General features: G+C 45.7%; 26 protein-coding genes. 10 read left to right on the top strand and 16 right to left on the bottom strand.

Annotated elements, in window-relative coordinates; translation table 11 throughout:
- Positions 1 to 115: 115 nt before the first annotated feature.
- Positions 116 to 1,057: a homoserine O-succinyltransferase gene (gene metA / locus ViNHUV68_RS06215; protein ID WP_038174327.1), complete on the top strand. Its 942-nt coding sequence runs from the start codon at positions 116 to 118 to the stop codon at positions 1,055 to 1,057.
- 210 nt (positions 1,058 to 1,267) lie between these two features.
- Positions 1,268 to 1,921 (top strand): tetratricopeptide repeat protein, encoded by a 654-nt coding sequence (locus ViNHUV68_RS06210; protein WP_038174328.1) that lies wholly within the window; start codon positions 1,268 to 1,270, stop codon positions 1,919 to 1,921.
- Positions 1,922 to 1,953: 32 nt separating this feature from the next.
- Here the strand turns inward: ViNHUV68_RS06210 and ViNHUV68_RS06205 are convergent, their stop codons facing one another.
- From ViNHUV68_RS06205 to ViNHUV68_RS06195, 3 genes are read right to left on the bottom strand one after another with little or no spacing between them, the layout of a single operon-like run.
- Positions 1,954 to 2,142: a hypothetical protein gene (locus ViNHUV68_RS06205; protein WP_391089955.1), complete on the bottom strand. Its 189-nt coding sequence runs from the start codon at positions 2,140 to 2,142 to the stop codon at positions 1,954 to 1,956.
- A 22-nt stretch (positions 2,143 to 2,164) separates the two neighbouring features.
- Positions 2,165 to 3,214: a 23S rRNA (adenine(1618)-N(6))-methyltransferase RlmF gene (gene rlmF / locus ViNHUV68_RS06200; protein WP_391089954.1), complete on the bottom strand. Its 1,050-nt coding sequence runs from the start codon at positions 3,212 to 3,214 to the stop codon at positions 2,165 to 2,167.
- A gap of 2 nt (positions 3,215 to 3,216) precedes the next feature.
- Positions 3,217 to 3,720, bottom strand: coding sequence for a M48 family metallopeptidase (locus ViNHUV68_RS06195; RefSeq protein ID WP_038174332.1), 504 nt, complete (start codon positions 3,718 to 3,720; stop codon positions 3,217 to 3,219).
- Positions 3,721 to 3,833: 113 nt separating this feature from the next.
- Here ViNHUV68_RS06195 and ViNHUV68_RS06190 point away from each other — a divergent pair, with 113 nt between their 5' ends.
- Positions 3,834 to 4,064: a glutaredoxin family protein gene (locus ViNHUV68_RS06190; protein WP_038174333.1), complete on the top strand. Its 231-nt coding sequence runs from the start codon at positions 3,834 to 3,836 to the stop codon at positions 4,062 to 4,064.
- Between the two features lie 5 nt (positions 4,065 to 4,069).
- On the opposite strand, the gene ViNHUV68_RS06185 is transcribed toward ViNHUV68_RS06190, so the two are convergent.
- From ViNHUV68_RS06185 to ViNHUV68_RS06170, 4 genes are all read right to left on the bottom strand, one after another.
- The gene (locus ViNHUV68_RS06185; protein WP_391089951.1) at positions 4,070 to 6,517 is read right to left on the bottom strand and encodes an ATP-binding protein; all 2,448 of its coding nucleotides are present in this window, start codon (positions 6,515 to 6,517) and stop codon (positions 4,070 to 4,072) included.
- A gap of 9 nt (positions 6,518 to 6,526) precedes the next feature.
- A complete protein-coding gene (locus tag ViNHUV68_RS06180) occupies positions 6,527 to 7,747 on the bottom strand; it encodes an ABC transporter substrate-binding protein (protein ID WP_391089949.1) in 1,221 nt (406 codons plus the stop codon).
- Positions 7,748 to 7,866: 119 nt separating this feature from the next.
- Positions 7,867 to 9,327, bottom strand: coding sequence for a molybdate ABC transporter ATP-binding protein ModF (gene modF / locus ViNHUV68_RS06175; RefSeq protein WP_391089947.1), 1,461 nt, complete (start codon positions 9,325 to 9,327; stop codon positions 7,867 to 7,869).
- Between the two features lie 115 nt (positions 9,328 to 9,442).
- On the bottom strand, positions 9,443 to 10,312 hold the full coding sequence (locus ViNHUV68_RS06170) for a LysR substrate-binding domain-containing protein (RefSeq protein ID WP_391089945.1): 870 nt from the start codon (positions 10,310 to 10,312) through the stop codon (positions 9,443 to 9,445).
- A 103-nt stretch (positions 10,313 to 10,415) separates the two neighbouring features.
- On the opposite strand from ViNHUV68_RS06170, the gene ViNHUV68_RS06165 reads away from it, so the two are divergent.
- From ViNHUV68_RS06165 to ViNHUV68_RS06155, 3 genes are all read left to right on the top strand, one after another.
- Positions 10,416 to 11,660 (top strand): MFS transporter, encoded by a 1,245-nt coding sequence (locus tag ViNHUV68_RS06165; RefSeq protein ID WP_391089944.1) that lies wholly within the window; start codon positions 10,416 to 10,418, stop codon positions 11,658 to 11,660.
- Positions 11,657 to 12,229 (top strand): DUF1415 domain-containing protein, encoded by a 573-nt coding sequence (locus ViNHUV68_RS06160; RefSeq protein WP_038174339.1) that lies wholly within the window; start codon positions 11,657 to 11,659, stop codon positions 12,227 to 12,229. Before ViNHUV68_RS06165 ends, ViNHUV68_RS06160 begins: the two co-directional genes overlap by 4 nt.
- Before the next feature lie 81 nt (positions 12,230 to 12,310).
- Positions 12,311 to 12,886: a nucleoside triphosphate pyrophosphohydrolase family protein gene (locus tag ViNHUV68_RS06155; protein WP_391089942.1), complete on the top strand. Its 576-nt coding sequence runs from the start codon at positions 12,311 to 12,313 to the stop codon at positions 12,884 to 12,886.
- 345 nt (positions 12,887 to 13,231) lie between these two features.
- On the opposite strand, the gene btuD is transcribed toward ViNHUV68_RS06155, so the two are convergent.
- The 9 genes from btuD to ViNHUV68_RS06110 all read right to left on the bottom strand — a co-directional run bounded on the left by btuD (position 13,232) and on the right by ViNHUV68_RS06110 (position 21,684).
- The gene (gene btuD / locus ViNHUV68_RS06150; protein ID WP_391089940.1) at positions 13,232 to 13,987 is read right to left on the bottom strand and encodes a vitamin B12 ABC transporter ATP-binding protein BtuD; all 756 of its coding nucleotides are present in this window, start codon (positions 13,985 to 13,987) and stop codon (positions 13,232 to 13,234) included.
- Positions 13,980 to 14,969 (bottom strand): vitamin B12 ABC transporter permease BtuC, encoded by a 990-nt coding sequence (gene btuC, locus ViNHUV68_RS06145; RefSeq protein ID WP_038174342.1) that lies wholly within the window; start codon positions 14,967 to 14,969, stop codon positions 13,980 to 13,982. The genes btuD and btuC overlap by 8 nt, the downstream gene beginning before the upstream one ends.
- 91 nt (positions 14,970 to 15,060) lie before the next feature.
- Complete coding sequence (locus ViNHUV68_RS06140) at positions 15,061 to 16,089, bottom strand: succinylglutamate desuccinylase (RefSeq protein WP_038174343.1); 1,029 nt, start codon at positions 16,087 to 16,089, stop codon at positions 15,061 to 15,063.
- Between the two features lie 205 nt (positions 16,090 to 16,294).
- Positions 16,295 to 18,088: a M3 family oligoendopeptidase gene (locus tag ViNHUV68_RS06135; protein ID WP_391089936.1), complete on the bottom strand. Its 1,794-nt coding sequence runs from the start codon at positions 18,086 to 18,088 to the stop codon at positions 16,295 to 16,297.
- A 10-nt stretch (positions 18,089 to 18,098) separates the two neighbouring features.
- Positions 18,099 to 18,725 (bottom strand): histidine phosphatase family protein, encoded by a 627-nt coding sequence (locus ViNHUV68_RS06130; RefSeq protein ID WP_391089934.1) that lies wholly within the window; start codon positions 18,723 to 18,725, stop codon positions 18,099 to 18,101.
- A 9-nt stretch (positions 18,726 to 18,734) separates the two neighbouring features.
- Positions 18,735 to 19,265 carry a bifunctional adenosylcobinamide kinase/adenosylcobinamide-phosphate guanylyltransferase gene (gene cobU, locus ViNHUV68_RS06125; protein ID WP_391089932.1) on the bottom strand — a complete coding sequence of 177 codons (531 nt, stop codon included), beginning with the start codon at positions 19,263 to 19,265 and terminating at the stop codon, positions 18,735 to 18,737.
- On the bottom strand, positions 19,262 to 20,038 hold the full coding sequence (locus ViNHUV68_RS06120) for an adenosylcobinamide-GDP ribazoletransferase (RefSeq protein ID WP_391089930.1): 777 nt from the start codon (positions 20,036 to 20,038) through the stop codon (positions 19,262 to 19,264). The genes cobU and ViNHUV68_RS06120 overlap by 4 nt, the downstream gene beginning before the upstream one ends.
- A complete protein-coding gene (gene cobT, locus ViNHUV68_RS06115) occupies positions 20,038 to 21,069 on the bottom strand; it encodes a nicotinate-nucleotide--dimethylbenzimidazole phosphoribosyltransferase (protein ID WP_391089928.1) in 1,032 nt (343 codons plus the stop codon). The genes ViNHUV68_RS06120 and cobT overlap by 1 nt, the downstream gene beginning before the upstream one ends.
- Positions 21,070 to 21,072: 3 nt before the next feature.
- Positions 21,073 to 21,684, bottom strand: a complete 612-nt coding sequence (locus ViNHUV68_RS06110; RefSeq protein WP_391089925.1) for a flavin reductase — start codon at positions 21,682 to 21,684, stop codon at positions 21,073 to 21,075.
- A 536-nt stretch (positions 21,685 to 22,220) separates the two neighbouring features.
- On the opposite strand from ViNHUV68_RS06110, the gene ViNHUV68_RS06105 reads away from it, so the two are divergent.
- The 4 genes from ViNHUV68_RS06105 to ViNHUV68_RS06090 all read left to right on the top strand — a co-directional run bounded on the left by ViNHUV68_RS06105 (position 22,221) and on the right by ViNHUV68_RS06090 (position 25,388).
- On the top strand, positions 22,221 to 22,907 hold the full coding sequence (locus ViNHUV68_RS06105; protein WP_391089923.1) for an oxidoreductase: 687 nt from the start codon (positions 22,221 to 22,223) through the stop codon (positions 22,905 to 22,907).
- 185 nt (positions 22,908 to 23,092) lie between these two features.
- Entirely contained in the window at positions 23,093 to 24,466 is a 1,374-nt protein-coding gene (locus ViNHUV68_RS06100) for a cation:dicarboxylate symporter family transporter (RefSeq protein ID WP_391089922.1), read from the top strand.
- A gap of 546 nt (positions 24,467 to 25,012) precedes the next feature.
- Positions 25,013 to 25,153 carry a hypothetical protein gene (locus ViNHUV68_RS06095; RefSeq protein WP_391089920.1) on the top strand — a complete coding sequence of 47 codons (141 nt, stop codon included), beginning with the start codon at positions 25,013 to 25,015 and terminating at the stop codon, positions 25,151 to 25,153.
- A gap of 67 nt (positions 25,154 to 25,220) precedes the next feature.
- Positions 25,221 to 25,388 carry a helix-turn-helix transcriptional regulator gene (locus ViNHUV68_RS06090; protein WP_391089918.1) on the top strand — a complete coding sequence of 56 codons (168 nt, stop codon included), beginning with the start codon at positions 25,221 to 25,223 and terminating at the stop codon, positions 25,386 to 25,388.
- Position 25,389 lies beyond the last annotated feature (1 nt).

Genomic DNA, 25,389 nt, shown 5'->3' with positions numbered 1-25,389 from the left:
TTGATTTGGGCAACAATATTATTATATCTAGAGGTCAGATTGCTATCGACATCTTCATATGATTGGGTTAAGTTTAGAAGTATAGACGTCCATAACCATGCTTAGGGAGTAAGCTGTGCCGATTAAGATCCCCGATCAATTGCCCGCGTCTGACGTATTGCGTACCGAGAATATATTCGTGATGGCCGAGTCTCGTGCCTCTACTCAGGAAATTCGTCCGCTTAAAGTTTTGATCCTCAATTTGATGCCAAAAAAGATTGAAACGGAAACCCAATTTCTACGTTTGCTATCCAACAGTCCACTTCAAGTTGATATTGAACTGCTGCGGATTGATGATCGCCCAAGTAAAAATACACCGACGGAACATCTCGACAATTTCTACCGCCAATTTGAGATGGTCAAAGGGCGTAATTTCGATGGATTGATCATTACTGGTGCCCCATTAGGATTGGTTCAGTTTGAAGACGTGATTTATTGGGAGCATTTACAAACGATTATGAATTGGGCGAAGGGCCATGTGACCTCGACATTGTATGTCTGTTGGGCTGCGCAAGCTGGGCTAAAGTTGCTCTATAACCTGCCCAAACGTACACGTAAAGAAAAGCTATCGGGTGTGTACCAACATAAAGTCCACCAACCTTATCATCCAGTATTACGCGGTTTTGACGATACCTTTTTGGCGCCGCACTCTCGTTATGCTGACTTTTCACCCGAATACCTTGAAGAACATACTGATTTGGATATTCTTGCCACATCAGATATCGCTGGTGTTTATCTTGCCGCAACAAAAGACAAACGCAATGTCTTTGTAACCGGCCATCCGGAATACGATTCACACACTCTGCATCATGAATATGTTCGTGATCTTAGTGAAGGCATGGAGCCTGCGATTCCGGTCAATTACTACCCCAACAACAACCCAGACAACAAGCCCGTTGCCAGCTGGCGTAGTCACGGCCATTTACTGTTTGCCAACTGGCTCAACTATTGTGTTTATCAACAAACGCCATATGACCTCGACCAATTCAGTGAAGCCAATTTCACCATCAATGACTAATAACCATCGTAGGATGAAAGGAGCGCATTGCGTTCCTTTTTATTCGCCAATTCACGGCGCACTTTTTCTGCTCAAAACGACACATTTTGATGTATATCCTGTCTGTACTCAAGGATACTCTCTGCGCCTTCTCGGATTTTGACCACACGATATACTGCGCTTGTGATTTGTTATCTACAGTAAGTCATCGTTTATCATCACTGACTTACTATGCGTATTTTCATCCTACTTTTATTGCAGGTTATTAGCGGTTGCACAACCGTAGCCTCTTCTAATCAAATGACCTTAGGTGGTGACAGTAAACAAAAAGCAGATGCTCGTGTTGCTGTTGGCATGGAGTACCTTCGCCTTGGGCATCTTGATAAAGCGGGACAAAACTTTGAATTAGCTATCGAACATGCACCAGACTATTACCTTAGCCGACTATCACAAGCGCTCTATTATCAGCACGTTGGTTCAACCAGTTCCGCGCAAGCCCTCTACGATCAGTTGATTCAAACCGACCTGACTGAACCTGCTGTTGTTTCAAGTTACGCCACTTTTCTTTGTCAGCAAAATAAATTTAGTCAAGCTCAGCACTGGTATCGCCAGTCGATACTCAACGCCCATGCACTCCAGCGTGCATCAAACTATCAAAGCGCCGCTTTATGTGCACTTAAAGACAACGATTATCCGCTTGCCGAAACGTATTTGAACCAAGCGCTTGAGCATCAACCCGAACGCAAAGAGTTATGGTTCTACCTAATAGAAATGTATTTAAATACCAACCAAACCGAGAAAGCAAAAAATAGACTGGCTAACTTTGAGCAAAGATTTGGCTCTAACGCAGCAACAAAGAACTTACGGTTAAAGATAAACCAATAAGCACGCTGCAATCATGAGTGTATTGGCTCAATCTAGCGACGTTTGGAGCGAGGGGTTTGGCGACGACGTCGCACACACGAAGCGCGCTGAATTTTTTTATACTCACGGTAAAGAATATAAATAAAGCCAACTAGCCCTATGATTAGCAGTACCGCAAATAGCGACAAAAAGCTATCGCAGAGCCAAACGGGTTCGCAGGGCATATAAATTTCAATTTCCATCCCCTGCTCCTTGTCAATTTAATTACGGCTGTCGCGCCAACCATTGAGTCCGTTGCGTGTGATTGTGAAAACTCCAAGCTATAAAGCGGCTAATTTTTTGCCCTTGGCTCATTTCTACAACATGGATCTCTTTCGCTCCGGCCTTCTCAAGGTTTTTTCGCATCCAACGCACGTTGTCTTTTTTCGAGATCAAACTACTGAACCACAAGACTTGACTGGCAAAGTCTCGACTTTCAAACGCCATATTTTTGATAAACGCAGCTTCACCGCCAGGGCACCACAACTCGGCTTTCTGCCCACCAAAGTTAAGTATAGATGATGCTTGATTGGCCGCTTTTGGCAAACTCTGGCCTCGCTTGGCTTTGTTGGCGGTCAGATTATTCACTTTGCGCTGACTGCCTTGCTGCGCGTCTTGCAGAGACTTATGAAATGGTGGATTGCACGTCGTTAAGTGGTAGTACTCACCCGGACGAATAATTCCTTTGAAAAAATGCGCCGAACTGGTTTGTAATCTCGCTTCAATCTTGCCATCGAGTACGGCGTTTTGCTTAGCAATCCAATTGGCGTTTTTTACTGACACCGGGTCGACATCACTGCCCACACAGTGCCAATCGTACGCGGTAACACCCACAATAGGATAAATACAATTAGCCCCAACGCCGACATCTAGGGCGTACAATTTGGTCTGATTGAGCTTGGGTAAATCTTTGGTCACTAGGTCATGCAAACGGTGGATGTAATCAGCGCGCCCCGGAATCGGTGGACACAAAAACCCTTGAGGAATATCCCAATTCGTCACTTGATAATGATAAGCCAGCAGTGCCTTGTTGAGCAGCTTTACAGCCACCGGATCAGAGAACGAAATGCTCATCTCCCCTTTCGGGTTGCGAATGACATATTGTTTAAGTTCAGGCAGCGCCGCGATAAGTTTAGGAAAATCATATCGGCCTTGATGAACGTTGTGTTTGTGCAGCCCTGATTTACCTTTATCAACAACCATTTTAGGGGCTGACACTTTGGCGTCATGACGGTTGTTTTCAATAGCTAGCTGTTTTTTGGTGCGCGTATTCATAGTCACTTCTGTTTGACAGTTTCAAGGTAAATCATAAACAGTCGGGCATCGAGCTCAAGTTGGTGATAATCCGGCTGCATATGGCAACAGAGTTGATAAAAAGCCTTATTGTGCGCTTTCTCTTTAAGATGGGCTAACTCATGAACCACTAACATTCTCAGCAGTGGCTCAGGCGCTTGCTTAAAAATACTGGCAATACGGATCTCGTTTTTGGTTTTTATCTTACCGCCATGAACCTTGGCTACATAAGTGTGCAACCCTAGCGCATGGTTAATGAGATGAATCTTATTGTCGTACACCACTTTACTCAGTGGCGCAGTCTTCTTCATGTAACGGTTTTTAATTGCTATCGCGTAGTCAAACAGCGCTTTCTCACTTTTAATGTTGTGATGTTGCGGGTAACGCTGTTCGAACCATTGGACCAAATTACCTGATTCGACCAGTTGCGTGACTGGTTCAATAATATGTTGAGGGTAACCTTGAATGTATCTTAGGCTCGGATTCATCGCTATATGTGCCAGTCATCTAAAATAAAGGGGCGTAAGTTTACCCCATTCCGACTTGCCATTCACCGCCTTTTCATTAAACTCTGCGACTAATAATCGCCAAGGAAATTCTCATGAAACGACTTGTCTTGTACGTCAAAGATAAATGCCCACACTGTAAAGATGCACAGCGCTACTTAGATTCAAAGGGTTATAAGTACCGTTTAACTAATGCAAAAATGCAGCGTGGACGCAAAGAGTTGGATGCCATTGGTGCACGTTCTTTACCCGTACTTAAGATTGGAGACCGCTATCTGATTGGCTGGAACCCTAGCAACTTCGAGAAAATGTATCACTCCAACTAAGCCTATCAGCCCAATGCGCCTCGTTCCGAATTGGGCTGTTGACCTGATTGTGACCAAGTGAGCGAAAATACTTCGTCAAGTTTAGCTGAGCTTATTGGCTTGGTGATCACTTCGCTGCAACCCACTGCCATCATATTTTGTCGAGTCTCTTCAAAGGCATCTGCGGTACATCCGATAATAATAGGCTGAGACGCAAGAGTGAGTTTGGCAATCGCTTTTGTGGCTTGAATTCCATCCATAATTGGCATGTGATTGTCCATTAGCACAAAGTCATAAGTGTGTTTTTGTATCTGTTCTAGTGCTTGTAAGCCATTTTCTGCCACGTCATACTCGAAGCCTTTCTTCGTTAAGAATCGGCCAAGTACAATCGCATTGACGCGTGTATCTTCAACGATCAACACTGACATTCCCGTGCCATCAAACGTTTGCTGGATAAGATTGGGCGTTTCAGCTGTACTGTCTGAAATAGAGACAGGAATGCTAACGACAAAAGTGCTGCCTAATGTCAGCATGCTATCGACTTTCACCTCACCTTGCATCGCTTTGACTAACTCAGAAATGATCGCCAAACCGAGCCCCGTGCCACCAAAGCGACGGGTGGTATCCGTCTCGGCTTGGCTGAAAGGGTCAAAAATCAGTGATTGTTTCTCTTGGCTAATCCCGATACCAGTATCTTGCACTGTCATCTCTAACCACATTCCATCGGCTTTCTTCTTGACCCGTAGATTGAGCGTAATTCCACCTTTGATGGTGAACTTCCATGCATTATTAAGTAGATTTTGCAAGATTTGCATAACGCGCGTCTCATCGGCCAACAAACGAGTGTGGCTTTCAAAATCGCATTGGCAATCAAAGCTCAGCCCCTTCTCGGCGCACAAGGGCTTATACATTTGAGTCAGTTTGGTGGCAATCGCTTGCAGCGAAAAATGGCTTTGTTCAAGCTTGAGTTTTCCCGACTCTATTTTGGAAAAGTCGAGAATATCATTGAGTACCGTTAGCATATGCCGACCGGAGCTAAGGAAGGTTTCCACATATTCTTGTTGCTCATCATCAATAGCGGTATGTTGCAGCAACTCTCCAACGCCTAAAATACCGTTCATCGGTGTACGCAATTCGTGGCTCATCGCCGCAAGGAATTTTGACTTCGCGATATTCGCTGCATTTGCCTCGATGGCTTTTTGCTCCAATGATTCTTGTAATTCAATACGTTGACTAATATCACGTTCAACCGCCATAAAACCTTCCAGCTCTCCTTCTTTGTCATAAAGCGGCGTTAAGGCAAGCTCTATCCAATAAATTTCGCCCGACTTCTTATAGTTCATCAGCTCAAAGAATCCATACTGGCGTTGATCAATCGCACGACGAATTTGTTTGGTGACCTCTTTGTCGGTTCGTTCACCTTGGAGAAAATCGCTGGGTTTACGCCCGATGGCCTCACTTTCTTTAAAACCAGTCAATTGTTCGAACGCGCGATTGACCCACACAATGTTAACTTCAAGATCAGTAAATACCACGGCATCGCGCATATACTTCACGACTCGCGCTAGACGTGCCGATTCGGCTTCTTTACGTTTGAGCTCAGCCGACTGCATTATCAGTTGTTGCTCAGAGTGATAAAGGGCCTGAAATGGCGAGACCAACACTTTGCGGCCAAAGACAAACAGCACGACTAAGGCAAATAACGTAGACAACACCATGCCGAAGAAAAGACTTTCGATAAAGTCACGTTTGGTATCTGCAACTAAGACCGGAGAATATGAATAGAGCAAGGTAAAGTCGTTACCTTCAATTGGGAACTGCTCAACTGGCCACGAATGAGGTGACGTCATGGCCCATGAAAAACGCGACTGCTGCAAGCCAAACCAATACGATGAGTCACTACCGAACCCCTGAAAAAAATCACTTCTATCAAGAGGAGTGATATAGGCCGCAATCCCTTCTGATAACCCATTATATTTGACCGGTAAGGTAACAATAAGGTAATCACTTTGCTGTTGATTAAACATCGAGTATGACACGCTTTCGAGCAAGCGTTCACTCTCTGCGCCCCTAACGATAAATTGAGCGACTCTTTGTGGCAGCGCGACTTCGGAGTAGACTTTTTCGCCTGCAAAATCATACACATTAACGAAAGATTGAGCCCCTACAGGCTTAAAACGTGCAAGCTGATCATAAAAAGCCAGCGAATTATCAACACCTTCTAAGACAGCACCTAGTAACAACGGATGTTCAACAATATTGGCTAAACGTTCTTTACGAGCATCAAAGTACTCTTTGACATAACGTTCAACCGTTGTGAGCTTACTCTTTAAACTTTCATTAATGACCAATTCAGCGGTTTGTTGAGCCTGATGCTGAACAAATAGAAGACTGGTCGCTAAAAAAACCCCCGCACCAACAACGATGAATAGAGTAAATAAATGCATGGCGTTTTTTCTATCAAATTTGATCATCGTGCAGCCTTATTGTACATCCGCCAAATTAGACATCAGTTTTACCGCATTGTTTTCATCGTAGGAGGCCATGCAATAGTCGGCAGCATTTAGCGCTTCATGAGCATCATAATTATCACGACTGAATAATGAGAATGGCTGACGATACTGCTTGATTAACCCTTGTACTGGCGTATCGATGTTTTCCAACGCCTGCTTTAGTGAGCGTCGGTTAACTGCCATATCATCCGTTAACTCAACCTGTTGCGCTGCTTGGATGAATATTTTGGTTAAATCATAACCATGAACAAACCCCGCTGGGGCATCAATATTGGGCTCAGCGAACTGTTCTGCAAACAGGCTACTCGCATGAGCGAAGACTTGACGACGGAAATCATTCATTTCAGAGCTGTAAAAATTAAAACACGATTGAACAAATCTAAGCCGTGCTTTTTCTCTGATTGGGTAAGGCACATTGGTCGCAAATTGTCCGCCCGTGATACCCCAATGACTATAAATAGGTAAAGTGGCACCGAGTTCTGATACCGCTTCAATAATTACTTTTCCTTCACGAGCATTCGAAACCAGTAATATGCATTCTGCGCCTTCAAGTTGGGCCTCACGAACAATAATCCGCGCGTCTGAAGTCTGAATCCCCCAGTCAAACCACGACGTTTTGACCCCAGAGTCTATCTCGGGCGGTAAAGCCGTCATGATCGCTTTGTAATTCGATTTTCCCCATCCGGTATTTTCAAGCACTAGATGAGGTTGTTGGCATTGCTGGTCTAACGCAAAATCAACCAACAGCTTACCGACTTTTGAGTCATCTACAGAGAGGCGAAAAACAAAGTTGTTTTCACCATCAGGGTAGCGCGTGATTGGCGTGCCGGCCGCCCAAGGTACTAACGTTAAGATCTCTGATTGGTTGATATAGTCGCGATACTTAATTAAAGGTGGAGAGTGTATGCCAGCAACAAAAGCGATTGCGTTAGGGTCATCGAGAAAGCGCTGCATATTTTTTTTACTGCGCTTGACGTTGCCTCGATGGTCGGTAGTAACAAATTCGACCGCAATACCGTTAAGCTTGTTGTCTACTTCAGAGAAGGCGACCTTGACACCTTGCTCGATAGCCCGAGCCGATGCAAAATGTCCAGTACGATCCGCATCGAGATAAATTTTTAACACCTCAGAGGTCGCCATCGCACTGTGACCAAACGACATCAGCAACAACACAAGCGCGTATCGAATCATGTTTATACCTAACCTTTGAATAATAGCTATATCATTAGCTTAGGAGAGTAAGGGCGAATTTCCAGTTTACTCGCGATTGGTTGCATTTCGTCAAACAAGACGCCAGTGCTGTTTTCACTTTACTCAACCTCACTCACCACCTTAGGGATGTAACACTGATGCTGCTCGGAATAGACAAACTGCAATGCATTTTTGATCGCTGTTATCTTGTCGTTATCATAGTGGGAGACATAAAGCAGTTGAGATAGATTCTCACGTGCCACCAGCTCTAAGGTATTTTTTACCAATCGGCGACCAAGATAATCAAGCCCTTGATATGGCTCATCCACAATCAACAATGCAGGTTGTTTAACAATAGCTCGAGCAATCAGTAATAGCCTTTGCTGGCCATATTCTAAGCTTTTAAAAGGCCTCTTGGCGTAATCAGACATGTGCAAAATCGCTAACCACTCCTGCGCTATCTGAATCTGTTTTTTACTCGGTTGTTGATACAAACCAATTGAGTCATAAAAACCTGATAAGATCACCTCTATGGCTCGACAACTGACCCGATATTGTAAATGCAGCGCCGAAGAGACCATGCCAATGTGCTTTTTGATCTCCCAAATCGACTCACCTGAGCCGCGCTTGTTACCAAAGATATCAATGTCGTTGGAGTAACACTGCGGATGGTCACCAAAGATCATGCCAAGTAAGGTACTTTTCCCGCAACCGTTCGGTCCTTTCACCTGCCAGTGTTGACCGTTATCGATACGCCAATTTAGGTCAGTAAAAACGGTTTTATCACTATAGACAACCTGACCTTGACGTATTTCGAACAGCGGATCAGCAAAGTGCTGCGCATGTTGATAACGCTGAATAAGCGCCAGCATTTGTTCACTTTGTTGTTGCGACTGCGCCTTAATTTGAGAAATGATCGGATGAGATTGCCAACTTTGCTTATCCATGATGCTTTCAAGTTTGCCGTGATTAAACAGCGCAATTTTCTCAATCCAATCGGGAAAGTCCTCTTCGCGGTTAAAGGTGACAATCATTTGCGTGGTTTTCGCCAGTGCGGTCAGGTAGCGAGCAAGTGCAGCGCGGTGCTCAACATCAAGACCGCTAAAAGGGTTATCTAAAACAATCAATTCTGGTTGAGTGGCCAGTGCACGTGCGAGCATCACTCTGCGTGTTTCACCTGTCGATAGCACCCGAAAACCACTGTCAGCCAGATGGGTTAAGTCAAGATCGATGATTAACTGCTCGGTCAATGCCGATGAGTCACATTGGGCCAGAATCAATTGATAAACCGACGTTCCAGTATCAATTTTGTCGATAAAGTCAGTATCGTCATGAGCAATTTCATCATCGAGCAAGCGCTGCTGTTCGACGAGTGAGACTTGAGCAACCTTGTTTGTCGCCAAGGTTAACTGCGGGCTCGACACGTTGATCTCACCACAAAGCAGTGAGCCCAATAGCGATCCAATATCACCTTCGGTGCTAAAAACTGCCCACGACTCCCCTTTGGCAATATCCCATTGTTCGATGTTAAGTTGATTGGCGCTCAACTCAATGTTCAGTTGTTGAATACTGATTTGCATAGCTAGATTTGCCTACCTTGTCGTCATTAATGGTCGATTAATCAAGTTACTGCAAAGCGAGGCTCGGTGCGATCAACAAATAACAAACTGTGAACTTTAACGTGACAACGCTCTCTTAGGCATACTGCTTAACAAAATCAATAAACGTCTTATCTGCAATCGATAAATATCCATCCCGTCGCCATGCTAAAGCCAAGTCAATTTTTACCGCGGGCGAAAAAGGAATGCCAACGACGTCTTTCTCATGCTGAGTCACTAACTCTAGTAGCGCGGTAATCGCGAATTCATGCTTAACAATACTCAAAATCATCGGCAATAAGTTGGTTTCGAAAGAGAACTGCATCTCTTTGCCGCATAACTTGGCCTGATTCTCGATAAAATTGCGATGGAAATAGCCGGGTTTGAACATCACTAACTCGTGGTCGAAGAAGTCATCAAACGTCACCGTGTCTTGTTGGCAAAACGGGTGCTCTTTGGCGACAACCGCCACCATCTCCGCTTGGAATAAATGATCGGTTTCTAGATCCACAGGTACATTTTCATCATCGATCACCCCAATATCGAGCTCACCATTAAGTAACATTTGGCGAATATCTCGCGTCCCGGCATCGACTAATGTTAAGCGTAAGTTGGCATAGCGGCTTTTAAACGCCATTAATACCTCTGGAAAAAAATAAGAACCCATCATGCTTGGAGCGCCCAGTCTCACTTCTCCTTTTTCCAGCCCTTTCAACTCATCAATCGCCAACTGGGCGTCTTCAAGCTGCTGCACCACTCGTTTAGCATGTTCAAACAGCACCAGCCCTTCACGGGTCAGTGACACTTTGCGATCTTCACGTCGAAATAGCGCAACACCCAAGTTTTGCTCCAACTTCTTAATTGAAATGCTTAAAGCCGGTTGGGCGATATGCAACGCTTTCGCCGCTTGAGTAAAATGTTGTAACTCAGCAACAGCAACGAAATGGCGTAATTGTTTTGAATCCATTATCTTAATAACAAATATATATCGGTATGATATTTTTAATATATTTTATATATCATCATAAAATTGATAATTTGCTCACATAACCTACAAACCGTGCAGTTTTATGATTGAACTCGCTAGCCCTCAATATCGACGCGTGACTTACAGCCTAGCGCTAGGATCGTTTATTGTTTTCTGTAATCTCTATCTTTTTCAACCGATGTTGCCCTACATGGCGGTCCATTTTTCGGTTTCAGAAACTCAAGTAAACTGGATTTTTGCGGCAAGTACGCTGGCTTTATCGGTTTGTTTAGTGCCTTGGGCGGTCGCCTCTGAATCCATTGGACGACGCCGCGTCATGCTGTTGGGTTTAATCGCTATGCCGCTGATAGGGTTGGCAATGCTGGTAAGTGACTCACTGGTAGCAATGGTCATGCTGCGTGCGCTTATGGGAGTCGCTCTTGCCGCATTTGCCTCCGTTGCCGTCGCTTACATGGTCGAAGAGCTGTCAGAAAAAGCCTTCAGCCAAGCGATCGGTGGTTACATTGCCGCCAACTCACTTGGCGGGATCACCGGGCGAATTGTTGGTGGCTCACTGACTGATGCTTTGGGCTGGCAACAAGCCGTCATCAGCATGGCGATATTCTCTTTTGTCGCCACGTTGGTGGTGATGGTTAGCCTGCCCAAGCAAAAAAACTTTACCCCGCAACGAGGGATGCTGCGCTACCACAACCGCGCATTAGTCAAACATCTACAAAACCGTACTATCTGGCTGGCGATGCTGTTAGGCGGGGTCAACTTTGCGCTATTTGTTAACCTTTATTCGGTGATGGGATTTCGCTTGGTCGCGGATCCGCACAACCTTCCTATTGGTTTAGCTTCGCTGATTTTCTTGTGCTATTTAGCCGGTACGCTCAGTTCGAAACTCACCTCAGTGTGGCGAAAAAGTCATAACAGCGTATCAGGCATGGCCACTGGCAGCGTGATAAGTTTGCTCGGTATGGTTATCGCTTATATCGATTCACTCGCGTTTATGATGTTAGGCTTGTTGCTGATTAGTTTTGGCGCTTTCTTCACTCATACCCTCGCTTACGCATGGGTAAGTCAGAAGGCAACCCACGCCAAAGCCACCGCAACTGCGCTCTATCTGGTTCACTATTATATCGGCGGCAGTATCGGAGGGTTTTTCCTGCTTTACTGCTGGCAACACGGAGGATGGGACTACGTGATACTGGGCGGCAGCGCTCTATACGCGATGATATTCATCTTGTGCCGCTTGCTAAAAAATTGCGAAAATCGCTCTTTGCTAACGCCGCAACAACCAGATTCTGCTATTCTTGCGCCAAATTCTAATTGGGAAGCAAAATGACAGACCCACGCTCAATTCAAGATGATCATCAGCACGTTGAAGCGGCTGTATCTCAGTGGCTTAACGACGTCGTGATCGGACTCAACCTATGCCCTTTTGCGGCCAAACCGCAACGAAACAAGCAGATTAAAATTTTTGTCAGTGAGGCCTGCGACGAAGAGACGTTACTCAACGATATCTTGACTCAGCTATTAGAGCTTGAATCGAGCTCAGCGCAGCAATTAGAAACCACTTTAGTGGCTGTACCGAATATGCTCAGTGACTTCTATGACTACAATCTGTTTATTGACTGGATTGAGGCATTAATCCGCCAACAAGAGTGGGACGGTATTTTCCAACTTGCGACTTTTCACCCTGATTATTGCTTTGGCGGCGCCCAGCCCGAAGACGATGAAAATCTAACCAATCGCTCACCTTACCCGGTGTTTCATTTGATTCGCGAAGAGAGTATGGAGCGAGTCCTCAAGCACTACCCAAACCCTGAGGCGATTCCTGACACCAATATCGCAAGAGTCGAATCACTGACTGCACAAGAGCGCCGCAAGCTGTTTCCGTATCTATTTAGTTAATATTCTCATCGGCCAATAGCGAGAGCAGTGATGCTTTGGTAATATTGGCCCACTCTATTTTGTTACCCAGGTTAATTGGATATGCACCTTTCAAAACTGACCACCAATATTTTTAATCATCTTTATCGCGACATTACTGAATTCCGGAGTACGTTTGATCTCCCTGTCGCGTCACCTGAAAGCTTGGATGACAAAGCAGACACTCTGCACACCTCTCTTGCGATTGAAGAACTTACCGAACTGGCCGAAGCTGACTGTAAAACAGAGCAAGCGGATGCTATCGTCGATAGCGTGTATGTGTTGATGGGCCGTCTGGTTCACCTCGGTAACGACAAAATCGAAGACAACGTGGCGATCAACTACTTAATCGATCTGTTACTCAACGTTGCAGCCAATCGTGGGATTGATTTTATTTCGTGTTGGGATGAAGTACATTCGAGTAATATGAGTAAAGTATGTCGTAACGAGCAAGAGTATGCCGATACCGAAGCACATTATGCCCAGCAAGGTATTAAGTTGATGGCAGTACAAAAAGGCGATTACATCATTGCTAAATGTGCTGAGGATTTTGTCTCTGAAGGCAAAACCATTCGTCAGGGCAAAGTGCTAAAATCGGTTTACTACCGCCCGGCAGACCTTGCTCCATTAACAAAATAAGTAAATCTTAGATAAAAAGACGCCACCTTTGGTTACCCTCAGGTGGCGTAAGCTGCCATAGTCAAAACATAAACATGACTTCATCAATCTTTCACTGACTGCCCACCTAAATTAGCAGCAGCTAAGACCAAATCCGCCTAACAAGAACGAGAATGTATCCGTTATACTATTGCCAATTACGTGCCAGTTTTTAAAATAATTTAAATCGTTGATTTTAAAGTAACTTTGTCTTTTTCCCTTCACTACCTGCCGCTATACGTGATCGATAAAAGTGCAGCGCGCACCAATATAATCCCTATCATGTAATCCTTACAGAGACGCTAAGTAACGGCTTAGCAGCAAGATCTAATCAAACAACAGTACTTCAACACCATCAAAGCTCGCTTTGGTGACTTGAGTATTGAATACGTCAGAAAGCTGCACGGGATCGAGCACGTGATCGACATCGCCAAACTGCTGTAAGACACCTTTATCAAGCAGCAGCGCCTGATCAGCATGTTTCAGTGTTCGGTTCAGATCATGATTCGACATGATGACGGTGATCCCCATCTTGGCCACACGTTGAATCAATTTATACAGTAAGCTCTCTTGGCCAATATCAAGCGGCGCTGCGGGTTCATCTAGAATCAACACGTTAGCATCGGGGTTTAATGTCGGCCATACCTGCAAACAGATGGCACAGAGGCGAACGCGTTGCCACTCTCCTCCTGAAAGGTGGTGAATAGAGCGATGTAATTTGTCATCGATGTCTAATAACTGTGCTAATTCATTCACCACTGACTCAAGCTGTTGTGGGTGAACATCAAGCCATGAAGGCAGCGACAATGAAAGGTAGTGAACCACATCTAGATTGAACGCTGGTCGATCATTTTGACTTAAGAACGCGCGCGAATGGGCCAGCGACTCGATAGAGCTAGAAGCAACATCCACATCACCGAGACGCACTTGCCCGTCAAAATCGAGCAAACCTGCAAGTGCTGACAACAAGGTACTTTTCCCACTGCCGTTAGGGCCGATAACGTGCACAACTTCGCCCCGTTTAACCTTGAACGAGAGGGGTAGCAGTCGCGAGCCAACACACAAACTATTAACGTCAATCATGATTACTCACCAACATCCAAATGAAGATTGGCGCACCAATCGACGTGGTCACGACACCTAGCGGCAACTCAGCGGAATTTAACGCCGTACGCGCCACTAAATCAGCAAACACCACTAAGCTTGCGCCAGCCAAAGCCGACATCGGCAGTAAATAACGATTCTCACTGCCAAACGCGAGTCGTAAAAGATGGGGCACCACTAATCCAACAAAACCAATCACACCACCAAGCGCCACCGCACCACCCACTAGCACAGAAACCGCTAAAATGAGTTTCCAACGCACTTTATCAATGTCGATACCTAATTGCTTGGCATGCACTTCACCCATCATTAACCGGTCGAGCAGCGCACCGCGGCAACAGATCCAAACCAACACAGGCAACAGAACTAACGTCAATAAATGGTGATACCAACTGGCGGAGCCGATGCTGCCCATCAACCAATACATCAATTGGCGTAAGCTTAAATCATCACTAAAGTAAAATGCCCAGGTGACAACCGCTCCAGACAAAATACCGAGTGCCACTCCAACCAATAACAGCTTTGTCGTTGTTAAGCGCATGTTTTGCGCGATAGAGACCAACAAAAGAGTAAAGATCAAAGATCCTATGACTGCGGCGAGCATAAAACCTAGCGGCGTGGCCAACAGGGGGAAAAAGAACAGCACGATCACCATCATCACACTAGCGCCGCCGGAAATACCGATCACGCCCGGCTCGGCTAATACGTTCCCCAGTAGTACTTGCAGCACCGCGCCAGAGACCGCAAGCGAAGCGCCAACCGCAATCGCCGCAAGCAAACGAGGAAGTCGTAATTGCAGTACAAGTTGTTCTTGCAGTGTGGTTAACGGCTGAAAAGGATGAATGAACAATTCACCCACCATGAGGTAGACCGTGCTTGTTAGTAGCAGCAATAGACTAAATAGCAATGCGACACGGGTCCAACGACGACGGCGACGGTTAAGTAACTGAGTAAATTCCATTGAAAATGGTCGGGCTTAGGGTAAACGAATAGTGGCTTAACGATACCGTTAAGCCACTAAAATAGAAAGTGATTCGACAACAATAACGTCATCAGTCGTAAACGACTTGACCCTCTTCGTAACGAGTCTTGACTGGGCAAACCATTAATGCGGCTCGCTGACCTATCTCGACTCGACGATTCGGAAAGACAATCGCCTCGCCTTCATTCTTGGCCATCAACGGTTTATCACCATCATGACCGAACACTTCACCGTGCTTGAACGCGGTAAAATTCTCGACGTTATCGTCAAATAAGAAGTCGAAATCGTCATGAATACGCACAATAGTACGACTGACTCGATACATGGTCGGCTGGCGTGGCAAGTGTTCTGGTTTACTTTCAGCAATTAAGTCACGTAAAGCCAAATCAAAGGCAACCAATTTTTCAAGCTCATTCTCGCCGATCTTTGCGACCCGACCCAGTTCGATAGTCAACGCTTGGGCGGCGAAATTTTCTGCGCTAAACCAGCTAAACGTACTCGAAGGGGCATTAGAGAACATCACCGCTTCAAGATGGGCGCTCGCGACGAATTCCATCAACGCTTGGCTGCGAACAGGATGTCTGACCCTAGGACTAACCACAAACGAATAGTGCTTAGATAAGCGAATCGCGCAATGCAAATCAAGATGCCAGCGCTGCTCTACCGGTGTTCCTTGATAGAAATCCCTAACCACCTGTTTAAGGTTGTTAGCAATGTTAAGCTCTTTCGAAGGTGGGTACGCTTTGTCGTCAAACAAACGATTCAGATTGGTTTCGATAAATCGCGTGTGCGCATTAGTTGCTTCTGGGTGAGCATTAATAAATAGCAGTCGATGCTTTAACGGTTGAAAGCCTGACTGAATGTCGTGAATGATCTTATCGACAATTTCCATCGGTGCGGTTTCATCGCCATGAATACCACACGAAATAATGATGTGCTTGCTATCTGGTGATAGTTGCTTTGGAATAACCTCAAGCACGCCACGTTGATGTGATTTAAAGACAGAACCACCTGCAACCACAATTTGGCCTGTCGGCACTGCTTGTTGTAGGTCTAAGCTGTCAAAAAGAAAAGATTGGCGAAACAGGGTTTTCGTCATGCGCTACTCCTTTATTGCACAGCGGGTATGTTAATGAATTGTTCAGACAAATTATGTAGATGGGATCGCACTTATCGACACGAACCGTGTGCTTCATTGTAATTTATCACGTTGTCAAAAAATGACGATGACTTCGAAGTCTCTCACTGCGCAAATAAGCCGAGCTTTTGCTCGGCCAACTGATAATACCATGATTTAATGTTAGTTATTCTTGATCTAGCAACAATTCGAACTGATCAATTTTCGCTTTCACGTGTTGAATGCTCTGCTGCCAGAAATCCGGTAAGGTTAAATCCATACCAAGATGCTTTTGCACGACATCTTCCGCCATCATTGTACCGGTATCTCTTAGCAAGCTGACATAATCTGGGTAAAACTGCTCACCCTTACTCTCTCGCTGTGCATAGACACCAATGCTAAACAGATAACCAAATAGGTACGGGTAGTTGTAAAAACTCACTTCAGAGATAGAAAAATGCAGTTTGCTTGCCCAAAAATAGGGATCAGGCTCTGTCATCGAGTCGCCATACCACTCTTGCCAAGTTTCACTCATCAATTGACACAGCTCGGCAGGAGTGAGTTCTCCGTCACGGCGCAGGTGATAGAAACGCTGCTCAAACTCAAAGCGAACCGGAATATTGATCATCAACGCGTAGCAGCTTGATAGCTCTTCCCACAGCATTTCAAGCTTTTCCGTGCGGCTTTCAACTTGCTCAAGCAGATAATCACGCACAACGTTTTCAGCAAAAATGGACGCCGTTTCCGCCAAAGTCATCGGATAACGGGTTTGACACAGCGGCATATCGCGCATGATCCAGTTATGGAAAGCGTGCCCTAACTCGTGTGCCAGAGTCAGTAAATCAGAACGGCTTCCACCCCAAGTCATGAATACTAAGGGGGTTCTTGTCGCAGCGAATTTAGTGCAATAAGCTCCCAGGCGTCGATGCTCACTTGGTTGAGCATCTATCCAACCGTTTTCAACCATCAAGTCGACAAAGTCGGCCATTTCAGGATGGACTTGAGCAAATGCCGCGCGAATGATCTCAATCGCTTCGTCAAAATCATAAAGCTTGGGTTCGGCTTCGGTTAAGCTCGGCATACCTGCCAAATAGTTCCATGGACGCATTTTATCTAGACCATACACTCGCGCCATGAGATGGCCAGCTTTTTGACCAATGACACGATTAGATTTAGCCACCAATATCATGGTTTCGAGAGTGGCACTCTCAATACGGCTTTGATGCAAACTCGGATCAAGAAAATGGACATCGTTTAGCTTTGAGCGCTTTTGGCACTCAGTTAAACGCCAACCCGCTAGCGCATTTAAAATCGCGGCAAAGGACTCTTGATGAGTTTGCATCGCCTGTTGAATGCCTCGCCAAGCTAGCTCTTGTTTTGAAAAATCACTGCCATAAAGAAGGCTTGCAGCTTGCGACAAACCGATCTTGGTTTCCTGCTCGCCCTCATTAAGCACGACTTGCATTGAACCTGTGATGTTGTCGTACAGACGCCCCCACGCATCACGCCCGTCGACCTGCATCGCGGTCAGAAGTTGTTCTTCAGCTACCGATAACTTTGTTGTTGCCTGTTTTCTTGTACATTCAATTTGAAACGCCTGACCCGCAACATCAGCGCTGGGGTGATCTAAAACATCTGCAATGAAGCTCTCTGGGGCAACTGTTAAGGTATTCTCATAGGGTGCAAACGCCTGTGACAGCTCAGAATGGAGTTTAGCAACACGCCCAATCAGCCCTTTGGCCTGGCTGTTGATGGCATCAACCGAGGCATAACATTGTGCAAAGGTATTGATAGTGGCCAACAACTGCCCTGCCGCTTCGCTGGTTTGTATCGCATTCTGGGTCACTGATGGTGTATCACGATTGTCAACATGTACGCCTAAAGCTTGAATACATTGTTTGATAAGATCGATATCTTGCTCGATTCTTGGATCGTTGAGATCTAGATACGCGATCGATAAGTTCCAACTTGGTGCGGTCATGATACTTCCTTTACTGTCCCGTCAACGGTGCGCCGATAGAGCATACGCGTGTGTGTAGCTGTTCGGCCCGAGTAATTTGAATATGTGTCAGTGTCTGGTGGCCAATTGATAGCGCAGAATAGAGCGTAGGATTACGCCAATCTAACTGTAATACGTTCGCTATTATCATTCTGATCGTGCCACCATGACAAATAATCAGCGTGTCTTGTTGCGCAGCTTCGCAAAACTCCTGCCATTGCAAGCTCACTCTATGGTGAAACTCTTGCAAGCTTTCCGCTCCCGGTAAAGGGTTATTGGCAGGATCTTGCCAAAACGCCTCTAGTAATGGCCAAGCATGCTCTGCCTGCTCAAATGGCACACCATCAAGATCGCCAAATGAGATTTCGCGCCACTGTGAATTAATCTGATAACTTAGCCCAGTTTGATTGCTAACAAGCCGTTTAGCCAAATCTTGGCAGCGTTTTAAAGGCGATGTTTGTAGCGCACTAAAAGAACGAGCTTGTGCCAACAGGTTTTGACAAATCGCCGCTTGAATCTCATCATCAACGCCAATATCGGTATGACCATACAACGCAGGTAATCCAGCCGTTTTACCATGACGCAACAGATAGACGTTAATGGTTGTTACTTGTTTCATCAATCGCACTCACTGTTTTAAAACCAATGGCAGCCCGGCGGCGACCAAGGTCACTTTGTCGGCAATGTTAGCAATGGCTTGATTCATCCACCCGGCGTGATCAACGAACAGTCTTGATATTTCACCGAGTGGCACAACGCCTAGCCCAACTTCATTCGAGACCAAAACAATATCTGCGCGAGTCGCACTCAACGCTTCAACCAAACCGGCAACATTACGTTCTATATCGGGTGCGCTTAATGTTTGGCCTTGATTGTAAATGACGTTGTTGAGCCATAATGTAAGACAATCAACTAGAACGACTTGGTCGGATTGAAATTGAGCAACAAGCGTGGCCAGATCCACCGGGCATTCATGTTCAATCCAACCTTGCCCACGAGATTGTTGATGCTGTTCAATTCGCTGTTGCATCTCTTGATCAAAAGCGATGGCGGTCGCGACATAATGTTTAGTACGATTTTGGCTCAGTGCTATCACCTTAGATTCCGCAAGGCTCGATTTACCCGAGCGAGCACCACCTAAAATTAGCTCGATAGTCATAGCGTCCTCATCTGAAATGCAATCAGAGTTAGGTAGATCAAAAGTTCCGTAACTTGCTGCGCAGCGCCTAAACAATCACCGGTAAAACCGCCGATACGTTTAATCAACCACGCTTTAAATAGCCATCGAAAGGCCGCCATCACTAAAACCAACGCTACAATATGCTCAAGAGGTAAAAACAGACACGGCGCTATTCCAGTCAATAGCAAGAATATGACTTCACGGCGAGATTGGCGCTCAGCTAAAGGCTTACTTTTACTGGCATCGGTATCACTAACATAAGGCATATCAAAAATAAGCGAAGCTGCAATCGCGCGGCTTAGCGTATAACCGCAAATCACGATCAACGCAAAGTCATCAAGGCGAACCAGTTCACTTAGAAACAGGAACTTACCTAACAGCGCCATGATCAATGCGCTTGCGCCATACGTCCCTATCCGGCTGTCTTTCATGATGGATAAGCGCTTTTCTACGCTCATACCACCACCAATGCCATCGGCCATGTCGGTTAGGCCATCTTCATGAAAAGCCCCCGTCAATAATAGGCTAAACACCATCATCAAAAACAGCGCAATCGTATCAGAAAATAACCATTGCGCCGCGGTAAAAAATGCCACGCACAAGCTACCTAGCAGAGCGCCGACTAGGGCAAAATAACGCCCAGCTTGATTCATTCGCTCGCGACTATACGGTGTTGAAGCGGGTATTGGCAGGCGTGAGAAAAAGCTTAACGCCAACATAAACAGCTGGATTTGGTATTTCAACGCTGCCATTAGTCAACCACAACGCCAGCTTGTTCAAAACTAGCCATATTGCTGTAAAATTCAGCCGCTGCACGCACTAAAGGCAACGCCAACACCGCGCCCGTCCCTTCACCCAAGCGTAGTGACAGGTCAAGCAAAGGCTCAGCGTGCAATTCAGCCAATAAATATTGATGGCCGATTTCATGAGACTGATGCGCAAAAATCATCACCTCACGGCAACTAGGTTCGATAAGCGTTGCCACGTAAGCGGCGGCGCTAACAATGAAGCCATCAACCAATACCGGTACTTTGTTTTCTCCTGCGGCAAGAAAGCCACCGACCATTTGCACAATTTCGTAGCCGCCAACTTCAGCGAGGATCTCGCTGACTTTTTTACCTTGGCAACGAGCGACGCCTTGTGCCACCAGCGCGATTTTTTTCTCTAGCTGCTTATCACTAATTCCGGTGCCTCTGCCCACACAGGCGCTGGCATCTCGCCCAGAAAGTGCCGCTAGCAATGCCGCGGCACTGCTGGTATTACCGATGCCCATTTCACCAAACATCACAATGTTTGAACCCGACGCAATAATGTCAGTCACTAATTGTTTGCCCAGTTCAATACCGCGCTCAACCTGAAGCAGAGACATCGCAGGTTGCTCGGCAAAGTTGGCGGTTCTCTCACCAAGTCGCTGGACCAAAAAGTGTTCATGGTCCGATTCAATCGGTACAAGAATGCCGCAGTCGACGACTTTAAGCGCGACGTCATTAACAGAGCAAAAGCAATTAATCGCCGCACCACCTGCTAAAAAGTTTAATACCATCTGCTGAGTTACCGCACTTGGCGCAATACTAACGCCTTGATCGGCAATACCATGATCAGCGGCAAACACAATAGCTGTCGGTTGATGAATTGAGATATTAGTGACAACGTCACCATGACGATTACTAGCAATCAAGGCTAATTGATGTGCTAGCGATTCAAGCTGACCGAGCGCACCTTGTGGTTTGGTTTTTTGATGAATACGATGCCAAATGGCATCTGAATAACGTTGATCTAACATAATTTATTTCGGCCTTGCGACTGAGAAAACTTTATCAAGAGTGGCATATTGACTACCACCGAGACGAGAGAGAGGGTCTACGCTTAACGCATCGACGACCAAGCGGTCACTGCGTTCGCCAACCACTTGTGGATCGATATAAATCTTTTCAATCTCAGCAAAAATCAGGCTCTGCGGCGTTGCACCGATTTCCTTTACTTCATGAAGTTTACAGGCGAACGCAATTGGACAGCCTTTAACTCGTGGCAATTCAAAACCATCGAAATCGACTAACTCAAGGCCAGACGCTTCTACTTCAGACTCGCCGTGCTCAAGCGTCGCCGCGGTTTGAGTGACAGCATCCGCCATCTGTTGCGAGGCAATGTGCACCACTAAACGCCCAGTTTCCAACACATTGCGCGTGGTGTCTTTGACATCACCTGACGGTTTTTTACCGACAGAAAACATCAACAATGGCGGGTTACTTGCAACGGGTGTGAAATAGGAAAATGGCGCAAGATTATAATTGCCGTGTTCTGAGTCAGTGAGTACCCAGGCGATTGGGCGTGGAATCATCGTCTGCGTCATCAGATGATAGATCTGGGTCGGTGCAAGTGTGCTCAGCTCAATATTCATGACTCATCCTTTATCTCGAATCCTTTACTCGAGTGTATCGTGAAATCAGCGGCTTAGCATCCCTTATCCCGATTCACTGGCGACAATTATTGAGCTAATTAAAGATTAAACTGACAGGAAAAGTGACCGTTTTATCAAATTAGACGTATGCTTACTACTAGGGAGAAGTTTTACAACGGCACAAACTGTGCATTCTTTTTTGTCGTGACATCGTGTTCTCCCATTTGATAGTGCAAGGAGGTTGTATGTTTGCCAATCAAAAGTCGAAACAACAAAAACAGACCAAACCACAACAGAGAAAGAACAATAAAGTTCCACTCTCGTTAACCTAGTGAAGGATCAGACCTCGCCGACGCGCGAGGTCTAGCGTATCTACCCGCCGACTTACCACCGTTAGTTTGAGCTTTCTCAAGTTCCGCTTTGATTGCCTCTGCTATGCTCACTAGCCATACAACAATCGCATAGTTGTCATATCACTGAGATTGCAGTGACATGGCTAAGCTTCAATCAGGCTTGCGCTAATAAAGGACAGACCATTGAACTCATCAAAAGACATCTGCGTGATTACCGCGGGTTGCACGGGTTTGATAGGCAACGAGCTAATAAAACAGATGCTCGAACAGCAGCCTATTGCTCGAATTTATGCCTTAAGCCGCCGTCCTTTACCCTTCTTCCACTCCAAATTGAACGTCATCGAGCATCCACAGCTGCGCGTCCAACAATGGCAAGATGAAGATCCTCGCCCTGAATATGGTTTTATTTGTCTTGGCACGACGCTCAAGCAAGCCGGCTCAAAACAGGCCTTAGAAAGCGTCGATTACCAATTGGTTTGCGATGTCGCCCAAGAGATGAAACTGCTGGGGGTGACTAAACTTGCCGTCGTCTCAAGCTATGGTGCGTCGATACGTTCATTGTCGCATTACTTGAGATGTAAAGGCCGTATGGAACTCACCATTGAACGTATGGGGTTCGATCGTGTGGTGTTTGTTCAGCCCGGTCCTCTCAAAGGGCTAAGAGAGCAGCCGCGCAAAGATGAAATGATCGTACAGGCCATTGCGAGGATGTTGAAACCGATAATGTTTGGCCGCTTAGCGAACTTCCAACCTATAGACGCTTCTGACGTTGCTCAAGCGATGCAGTATGGTCTGTTTGCCCATTCAAACAAAAAACTTGAAATACTCGACAGTGTCAAGATGAGAAATGAGCTCAATCGATACCGATAGCTCAAGAGTTAGCCGACTCTTGTTCACGTATTCAGCAAGACACCGCATGCATAACTGATGGCTATATTTAATAGCCATTTATCATTTTGTTTAGTTACGTCAAACCTTTACCCTGCCAGCCGAATCTAATTTCGAATAAATACAATTAACTAATATTTAACACTATATAAATAAGGTTGGCTCATATGTCAGTGGCAGTTATCGCTTCACTTGCGATATTTCTTGGCATTCTGGTGTTTCTTTACACACAGCAGAATAAAGAGAACTCTTTATCACGTCTCGTTTTACTCGGTTTAGTTTTCGGCAGCTCATTTGGCTTGGCGCTTCAGCTGGTGTTGGGCGAAGGTCATCCAGCGATTAGCCAAACCTTAGACTGGGTGAATGTGGTTGGCCGTGGCTATGTCGGCTTATTAAAAATGGTGATCATGCCTTTAGTGCTGGTCTCAATGATTGCGGCTGTGGTTAAACTCGAAAAAGGTGGTGCACTGGGTAAGATCTCTGGACTGACCATTTCAGTATTATTGGCAACAACAGCCATTTCAGCTCTGATTGGTATTGTCATTACTCAAGCCTTTGGTCTCAGCGCAGAAGGTTTAACTGAAGGCGCACGTGAGACAGCACGCATGGCTGCACTTGAGAGCCGCGCTGACAAAGTCAGCGATCTTAGTATTCCACAGATGTTAGTCAGCTTTATTCCTACTAATCCATTTGCCGATCTCACAGGCGCTCGCTCAACATCGATTATTGCGGTCGTTATCTTTGGTGTGCTAACTGGCATTGCGGCGCGCAAAGTGATGGCCGAGAAGCAAGAGCTAGAGTCACCTATCCGCACCTTCGTTGACGCGGCGCAATCTATCGTTATGCGCTTAGTTAAGATGATCATGGCACTGACGCCTTATGGTATTGCCGCACTGATGGCGAAAGTGGTCGCGACCTCAAGTGCTGCTGATATTCTCAATCTTCTCGGCTTTATCATTGCGTCTTACGTTGCTATTGCGCTTATGTTTGTTGTGCACGGTATTTTAGTCTCTTTCGTTGGTGTAAGCCCAAAAGAGTATTTCCAGAAGATTTGGCCCGTGCTGACGTTTGCGTTCACCTCTCGCAGTTCAGCAGCGACTATTCCATTGAATGTCGAGGCACAAATCAATCAGCTGCGAGTACCACCGGCGATTGCTAATTTGTCGGCCTCATTTGGTGCCACCATAGGTCAAAATGGTTGTGCGGGTATCTATCCGGCGATGTTGGCCGTAATGGTTGCACCATCAGTTGGCATTGATCCTATGGATATCAACTTTATTGTTTCTTTGATTGCCATCATTGTTATCAGCTCATTTGGTATTGCGGGGGTTGGTGGTGGCGCGACGTTTGCCGCGCTGATCGTACTGCCTGCGATGGGCTTACCCGTCACCATTGCCGCGCTGCTTATTTCTATCGAGCCACTGATCGATATGGCGCGCACCGCACTTAATGTATCCGGTGCAATGACCGCTGGTACGATTACGAGTCGCTTGATGGGGCAAAAACTCAGCGACGAACAACTCGAAACACAGCAAGCTTAAATCACAAGCACATTGTTCAATGGCCGACTTACGTTGGCCATTTTTTTATCTAACTTCCGCCTAAACCGCGAACAGGTTTGCCTTGTCGAAACAGCAATGGTCTAATACCCAAGTGAATTACAACCGTTGGTAAAATGATAATGCAACAAGAGCAACAACCTACGTTCTTCTTTTTTGATTATGCATACAAATAAGTTAAGCATTGATAATAATTAACGTTAAATTTTAGTAATAAAGAAAAGTTAGACACACTAGTCCTTCTAAACTTCGCCATATTTCTCCATTGATTTTCTAGACTTCTCATCACACTCAAATATACTGCATATAAACACAGTTGTTATTTTAGCCCTATAAGTCATGTACCAAACCATTCAAGCTCGCTCTAACTACACAATTGATAAGATCGGTCCTGATAGCCCTATCGGTATTAGACCTAGCTGTGATGGTAAGGTGGACATTCCACTTAAGGACGGTCACTTTTTTTAAAGCGCCGTTCGGTGGCTTTTAGATGCTGCAAAGGTTATTGGCCTTCGCAGGGTGAAGGTAATGTATATTCGCGCTCTTTGTGTTGACCTGCTTGCGGAAGATGTTAGGTACATCATTCCAAATGACCACTATGTGGTTGGTACTGACCTAGAACACATCACCAATGATCTTCACCTATTCAGCCCTAGCTTTCATTGTTGAGTAAGAGAAACAACCTGAGCAATCCGTTTATGATGTAACTCGCTACCCAGGGTCGTCTAATAAGATCATGTGTCATCAAGAGGTATTAGATTTCTTCGACAAGAAACGCACCACTATTATTGCATGGCGAAAAAGCCGTAACTTTCCGGAGCCAATTAGCAAGTCACCACTACGTTGGATTCGTGCAGCGGTGATGGAATGGGTAGAACATGAAGGTGGGTTTAAAGTGGGCTAAT

It is taken from the genome of Vibrio sp. NH-UV-68, from assembly GCF_042940635.1.
GTDB lineage: Bacteria > Pseudomonadota > Gammaproteobacteria > Enterobacterales > Vibrionaceae > Vibrio > Vibrio pacinii.
This window is presented reverse-complemented; position numbering and strand designations above follow the sequence as displayed.

Excerpts from the sequence above, each read along its gene's own strand:
- ViNHUV68_RS06210 (WP_038174328.1), top strand. The coding sequence starts at position 1,268 with ATGCGTATTTTCATCCTACTTTTATTGCAGGTTATTAGCGGTTGCACA.
- ViNHUV68_RS06205 (WP_391089955.1), bottom strand. The coding sequence starts at position 2,142 with ATGGAAATTGAAATTTATATGCCCTGCGAACCCGTTTGGCTCTGCGAT.
- rlmF (WP_391089954.1), bottom strand. The coding sequence starts at position 3,214 with ATGAATACGCGCACCAAAAAACAGCTAGCTATTGAAAACAACCGTCAT.
- ViNHUV68_RS06195 (WP_038174332.1), bottom strand. The coding sequence starts at position 3,720 with ATGAATCCGAGCCTAAGATACATTCAAGGTTACCCTCAACATATTATT.
- ViNHUV68_RS06190 (WP_038174333.1), top strand. The coding sequence starts at position 3,834 with ATGAAACGACTTGTCTTGTACGTCAAAGATAAATGCCCACACTGTAAA.
- ViNHUV68_RS06185 (WP_391089951.1), bottom strand. The coding sequence starts at position 6,517 with ATGATCAAATTTGATAGAAAAAACGCCATGCATTTATTTACTCTATTC.
- ViNHUV68_RS06180 (WP_391089949.1), bottom strand. The coding sequence starts at position 7,747 with ATGATTCGATACGCGCTTGTGTTGTTGCTGATGTCGTTTGGTCACAGT.
- modF (WP_391089947.1), bottom strand. The coding sequence starts at position 9,327 with ATGCAAATCAGTATTCAACAACTGAACATTGAGTTGAGCGCCAATCAA.
- ViNHUV68_RS06170 (WP_391089945.1), bottom strand. The coding sequence starts at position 10,312 with ATGGATTCAAAACAATTACGCCATTTCGTTGCTGTTGCTGAGTTACAA.
- ViNHUV68_RS06165 (WP_391089944.1), top strand. The coding sequence starts at position 10,416 with ATGATTGAACTCGCTAGCCCTCAATATCGACGCGTGACTTACAGCCTA.
- ViNHUV68_RS06160 (WP_038174339.1), top strand. The coding sequence starts at position 11,657 with ATGACAGACCCACGCTCAATTCAAGATGATCATCAGCACGTTGAAGCG.
- ViNHUV68_RS06155 (WP_391089942.1), top strand. The coding sequence starts at position 12,311 with ATGCACCTTTCAAAACTGACCACCAATATTTTTAATCATCTTTATCGC.
- btuD (WP_391089940.1), bottom strand. The coding sequence starts at position 13,987 with ATGATTGACGTTAATAGTTTGTGTGTTGGCTCGCGACTGCTACCCCTC.
- btuC (WP_038174342.1), bottom strand. The coding sequence starts at position 14,969 with ATGGAATTTACTCAGTTACTTAACCGTCGCCGTCGTCGTTGGACCCGT.
- ViNHUV68_RS06140 (WP_038174343.1), bottom strand. The coding sequence starts at position 16,089 with ATGACGAAAACCCTGTTTCGCCAATCTTTTCTTTTTGACAGCTTAGAC.
- ViNHUV68_RS06135 (WP_391089936.1), bottom strand. The coding sequence starts at position 18,088 with ATGACCGCACCAAGTTGGAACTTATCGATCGCGTATCTAGATCTCAAC.
- ViNHUV68_RS06130 (WP_391089934.1), bottom strand. The coding sequence starts at position 18,725 with ATGAAACAAGTAACAACCATTAACGTCTATCTGTTGCGTCATGGTAAA.
- cobU (WP_391089932.1), bottom strand. The coding sequence starts at position 19,265 with ATGACTATCGAGCTAATTTTAGGTGGTGCTCGCTCGGGTAAATCGAGC.
- ViNHUV68_RS06120 (WP_391089930.1), bottom strand. The coding sequence starts at position 20,038 with ATGGCAGCGTTGAAATACCAAATCCAGCTGTTTATGTTGGCGTTAAGC.
- cobT (WP_391089928.1), bottom strand. The coding sequence starts at position 21,069 with ATGTTAGATCAACGTTATTCAGATGCCATTTGGCATCGTATTCATCAA.
- ViNHUV68_RS06110 (WP_391089925.1), bottom strand. The coding sequence starts at position 21,684 with ATGAATATTGAGCTGAGCACACTTGCACCGACCCAGATCTATCATCTG.
- ViNHUV68_RS06100 (WP_391089922.1), top strand. The coding sequence starts at position 23,093 with ATGTCAGTGGCAGTTATCGCTTCACTTGCGATATTTCTTGGCATTCTG.
- ViNHUV68_RS06095 (WP_391089920.1), top strand. The coding sequence starts at position 25,013 with ATGTATATTCGCGCTCTTTGTGTTGACCTGCTTGCGGAAGATGTTAGG.
- ViNHUV68_RS06090 (WP_391089918.1), top strand. The coding sequence starts at position 25,221 with ATGTGTCATCAAGAGGTATTAGATTTCTTCGACAAGAAACGCACCACT.